The sequence below is a fragment of the Cupriavidus sp. IK-TO18 genome (assembly GCF_015549295.1).
Taxonomy (GTDB): domain Bacteria; phylum Pseudomonadota; class Gammaproteobacteria; order Burkholderiales; family Burkholderiaceae; genus Cupriavidus; species Cupriavidus oxalaticus_A.
Genome location: NZ_JADGMP010000064.1, coordinates 1 through 4,751 on the forward strand (window position 1 = coordinate 1; position 4,751 = coordinate 4,751).

The following is a 4,751-nucleotide window of genomic DNA, read 5'->3' on the forward strand; positions in this document are numbered from 1 at the left end:
CCTGCCTAAGCGCTACACCGTCCGGTTCCTCAGAAAGGACCTTAACTGAACGGCATTACTGCGTGCGGGTGTTTTTTATTGAGGCAGGCGGGTTTCAGCCGCGCGGCGGCGCGGTATCGATGAACGACTGCCGCTTCGACAGCTTTTCTTCCAGCGCCGCCAGATTGGGATGGCGCTCGCGCCAGGCGATGTCGGGGAAGCGGAAATCCAGGTAGGACAGCGCGCAGCCTACCGCGACGTCGGCCAGCGAATAGTGCGTGCCGGTGCAGAACGGGCGGTCGGCCAGGCCCTGGGCCATGGCGGCCAGCGCCGTGTCGATCTTGCCGAGCTGGCGCTTGACCCAGCGCTCGCTGCGCTCGTGCGGCTCGCGCTGCGTCACTTCCAGGCGAGCCAGCAGGGCCGCGTCGAGCAGGCCGTCGGCCAGCGCTTCCCAGCAGCGCACTTCCAGCCGCTCGCGCCCGCCCTGCGGGATCATCCGGCTGACCGGCGTCAGCGTGTCGACATACTCGACGATCACGCGCGAATCGTAGATGGCACTGCCGTCTTCCATCACCAGGCAAGGCACCTTACCCAGCGGGTTGTACTGGACGATCTTCGATTCCGGCGACCAGACGTCCTCTTCAACCAGCTGGTAGTCGATCTTCTTTTCCGCCATCACCACGCGCACCTTGCGCGCGTAGGGACTGGTATGGGACGCATACAGCTTCATGTTCTCCCCTTGAGCTTGTTATGAAGTGCATCGCCTGCCGCGTGGCAACGGCGCCGGGGTGCGCTGCTGCCCGATGCACTTCATAACAGGCTACTGGAACGGCGTGCGCGAGTATACCTGCGGTACCGGACGAATGCGGGGTCGCGCACCGATGCCCCGCGGGCGCACTGGACCGCTGCCCCGGAGCCGGGGCAGGGGTGGTAAAATCCCGCGTTGCGCAGCGCCGGGTGCCGGTGCGGCGCATCGGGCGCTTCGCCCTTGTTGCCGGCGCTTCAGGCGCCTCCGCCCATCCGACGCTGATTTCGCGCCAGCCCCCGCGGCGCGCACCGTACGTCCCCTATTTCCTTCCTTTCCCCGGTTTCCAGCATGACCACCTCTTCGCTTTCGCCGCTCACCGCTCTTTCCCCGATCGATGGCCGCTACGCCGCCAAGGCCGACGCGCTGCGCGAATGGCTGTCCGAGGCGGCCTTCATGCGCAACCGCGTCAAGGTCGAGGTGCACTGGCTGATCGCGCTGGCCCAGACCGGCCTGCCCGACATGCCGAAGTTCTCCGCCGCCTCCGAAGCCGCGCTGCTGGCGCTGGTGGACAAGTTCTCTGAAGCCGATGCCGCCCGCATCAAGGAAATCGAAGCCGTCACCAACCATGACGTGAAGGCCGTCGAGTACTGGCTCAAGGAGCAGGTCAAGGGCAATGCCGAACTGGAAGCGGCCAGCGAGTTCATCCACTTCGCCTGCACCTCGGAAGACATCAACAACACCTCGCACGGCATGATGCTCAAGGGCGCCCGCGACGGTGTCATCGTGCCGGCGCTCAAGCGCGTGCACGCCCGCCTGGTGGAGCTGGCCAGGCTCAATGCCACCCAGCCGATGCTGTCGCGCACCCACGGCCAGCCGGCCAGCCCGACCACGCTGGGCAAGGAAATGGCCAACGTGGCCGCGCGCCTGGCGCGCGCGATCCAGCGCATCGAGCAGGTCGAGCTGCTGGGCAAGATGAACGGCGCGGTGGGCAACTACAACGCGCACCTGTCGGCGTATCCGGCGTTCGACTGGGAAGCGTTCTCGAAGCAGGTGATCGAGACCCGCCTGGGCCTCGCCTTCAACCCGTACACCATCCAGATCGAGCCGCACGACTACATGGCCGAGCTGTTCGACGCGGTCGCCCGCGCCAACACCATCCTGCTCGACCTGAACCGCGACATCTGGGGCTACATCTCGCTGGGCTACTTCAAGCAGAAGACGAAGGCCGGCGAAATCGGCTCGTCGACCATGCCGCACAAGGTCAACCCGATCGATTTCGAGAACTCGGAAGGCAACGTCGGCCTGGCCAACGCGGTGCTGCGCCACCTGTCGGAAAAGCTGCCGGTGTCGCGCTGGCAGCGCGACCTGACCGATTCGACCGTACTGCGCAACATCGGCGTGGCCTTCGGCTACAGCCTGCTGGCCTACGAGGCCTGCCTGCGCGGCCTGGGCAAGCTGGAAACCAACCCCGAGCGCCTGGACGAAGACCTCGACAATTGCTGGGAAGTGCTGGCCGAGCCGGTGCAGACCGTGATGCGCCGCTTCGGCGTGCCCAACCCGTACGAGCAGCTCAAGGAGCTGACCCGCGGCAAGGGCATCTCGCGCGAGGCGCTGCAGACCTTCATCAATGGCCTGGCCATCCCGGACGATGCCAAGAAGCTGCTGCTCGACATGACGCCCGGCAGCTACATCGGCAAGGCGGTTTCGCTGGCCGAGCGCATCTAAAGGCACATCTGCCGGCCGCTGGGTCGGCATAGCCGAAAAAGCCATCCGCAGGATGGCTTTTTTGTTTTTGTGGCAACGGGTTGCGCCAACTGGCCGGCCGCCTGCGGCGTTGTGGCGTATGCGGCAGAATGACACTTCAAAGCATTTGAATAACTTAATGAAGGACTGTCCTGCATGGGCGCACTTCCCGCCGCAATAATGCGAGAATCTTCAGCGGCCCGGCGGATCCAATTGCTGGGTGCGTCCCCAAATTTGTGAAATGCCCATGACCACGGGCGAGAGGAAACAGATGCGTTCTACCGCCAATGCCCCGGCCGGCTACGGTGCCACCGCCATCGCGCTGCACTGGATCGTCGCCCTGGCGATCTTCGGCGCGTTCGGGCTCGGCCTGTACATGACCGGCATCCCGGGGCTGACGCCGACCAAGCTGAAGCTGTATTCGTGGCACAAGTGGCTGGGCGTGACGATCTTTGCCGTGGCGCTGCTGCGCGTGCTGTGGCGCGCCACGCACGCGGCGCCGCCGGTCGCGCCGGGCACGCCCGTGTGGCAGGCCAGGGCCGCAGCCGGCGCGCATCACCTGCTGTACCTGCTGATCGTGATCGTTCCCATCAGCGGCTATCTCTACAGCTTGGCGGCTGGCGTGCCGGTGGTCTACCTCGGCCTGTGGAAGATGCCGGTGCTGATCGAGAAGAACGACGAACTGAAGGAAGTGCTCAAGTTTGCGCATGCCTGGCTGAACTATCTGATGGCCGCCGTGGTCGTTGTCCATGCGGCGGCGGCGGTGAAGCACCAGTTCGTCGACCGCGACGGCACGCTGGGCCGGATGCTGCCGTTCTTGCGCTGAACTTCTGCGCTGACATTACCGTTACCGCGGCGCCTTGCGCCAAACCCCGAACCTGACAGGAGTCATTGAAGATGAATCGCCATTCCCGCCGCGGCTCGCTGGCCCTCAACGCCACCGTGGCAGCCGTGCTGGCCGCCGCCGGCATCGCCGCCAACCTGGCCTGGGCCCAGGTCGACGCGGCCAAGAGCTCGGTGACCGCCGTGGCGCGCCAGATCGGCGTGCCGATGGAAGGCAAGTTCAGGAAGTTCGACGCGCAGGTCAGTTTCGATCCCGCCAAGCTGGCCACCTCGTCGGCCAAGGTCGAGATCGACGTCGCCAGCTTCGAGATCGGCGATGCCGAGACCACCAAGGAAGTGAAGGGCAAGGACTGGTTCGACGCGGCCAAATACCCCAAGGCCGTGTTCCAGTCCACCAGCATCAAGAACGGCACGCCGGGCAAGTACGACGTCGCCGGCAAGCTGACCATCAAGGGCAAGACCGTCGACGTGGTGGTGCCGGCCACCTACCGCCAGGAAGGCGCCAGCCAGGTGTTCGAGGGCGCGCTGCCGATCAAGCGCACCGTCTTCAATATCGGCGACGGCGAGTGGAAGGACACGTCGGTGGTGGCCGACGATGTCCAGATCAAGTTCCGTATCGTGCAGGCCAGGAAGTAAGGCCGGCAATCCGCTGACGTACCAGGACGTTAATAATCAAGAACGTTCCGCTTAACCTGTTTAACCTGATTTTGTCGGGAGATCCCATGAAACTGCGTTCCGTCGTTGCCGCCGTCGCGGCCATTTCCGCAACCGCCGCCTTCGGCGTGGCTTCGGCCAATACCGTGACGTACAACCTCGATCCGACCCATACCTACCCGAGCTTCGAGGCCGACCACCTGGGCGGCCTGTCGACGTGGCGCGGCAAGTTCGACAAGTCCAGCGGCACCGTCACGCTGGATCGTGCCGCCAAGGCCGGTACCGTCGAGGTCAAGATCGATCCGTCCTCGATCGATTTCGGCAATGCCAAGCTGAACCAGCACGCCAAGGGCCCGGACATGTTCAACGTGGAAGCCTTCCCCGAGGCGACCTACAAGGGCAAGTTCAGCAAGTTCAAGGGCGACGTGCCGACCGAAGTCGACGGCGTGCTGACGCTGCGCGGCGTGTCCAAGCCGGTCAAGCTGGAAATCCGCGAGTTCAAGTGCATCCAGCACCCGATGCTCAAGCGCGAAGCCTGCGGCGCCGACGCCGTGGGCGAGTTCAACCGCGCCGATTTCGGCCTGGACTACGGCGTGAAGATGGGCTTCAAGCCCGAAGTCAAGCTCGCCATCCAGGTGGAAGGCGTGCGCGCCGAGTAAGAGCGCGCCCATGGGCTGGCTCCGCAGGGGCCGCTCACATGAAGCGACAAAAGGCCGGCGATCGCCGTAATGCCGTTCAGTTAAGGTCCTTTCTGAGGAACCGGACGGTGTAGCGCTTAGGCAGG

General features: G+C 64.7%; 5 protein-coding genes. 4 read left to right on the forward strand and 1 reads right to left on the reverse strand.

Going from position 1 to position 4,751, the window contains the following annotated elements; all coding sequences use genetic code 11:
• Positions 1-94: 94 nt before the first annotated feature.
• Positions 95-709, reverse strand: coding sequence for a glutathione S-transferase family protein (locus IPF36_RS33965; protein WP_133092297.1), 615 nt, complete (start codon positions 707-709; stop codon positions 95-97).
• A 366-nt stretch (positions 710-1,075) separates the two neighbouring features.
• Between IPF36_RS33965 and purB the strand changes: the two genes are divergently transcribed.
• The 4 genes from purB (at position 1,076) to IPF36_RS33985 (ending at position 4,626) form a co-directional block, all read left to right on the forward strand.
• On the forward strand, positions 1,076-2,452 hold the full coding sequence (gene purB, locus IPF36_RS33970; protein ID WP_133092296.1) for an adenylosuccinate lyase: 1,377 nt from the start codon (positions 1,076-1,078) through the stop codon (positions 2,450-2,452).
• Between the two features lie 289 nt (positions 2,453-2,741).
• Positions 2,742-3,296, forward strand: a complete 555-nt coding sequence (locus tag IPF36_RS33975) for a cytochrome b (RefSeq protein ID WP_135705904.1) — start codon at positions 2,742-2,744, stop codon at positions 3,294-3,296.
• Between the two features lie 71 nt (positions 3,297-3,367).
• Positions 3,368-3,949, forward strand: a complete 582-nt coding sequence (locus IPF36_RS33980) for a YceI family protein (RefSeq protein ID WP_133092294.1) — start codon at positions 3,368-3,370, stop codon at positions 3,947-3,949.
• Positions 3,950-4,035: 86 nt separating this feature from the next.
• A complete protein-coding gene (locus tag IPF36_RS33985; protein WP_133092293.1) occupies positions 4,036-4,626 on the forward strand; it encodes a YceI family protein in 591 nt (196 codons plus the stop codon).
• Positions 4,627-4,751: the final 125 nt, after the last annotated feature.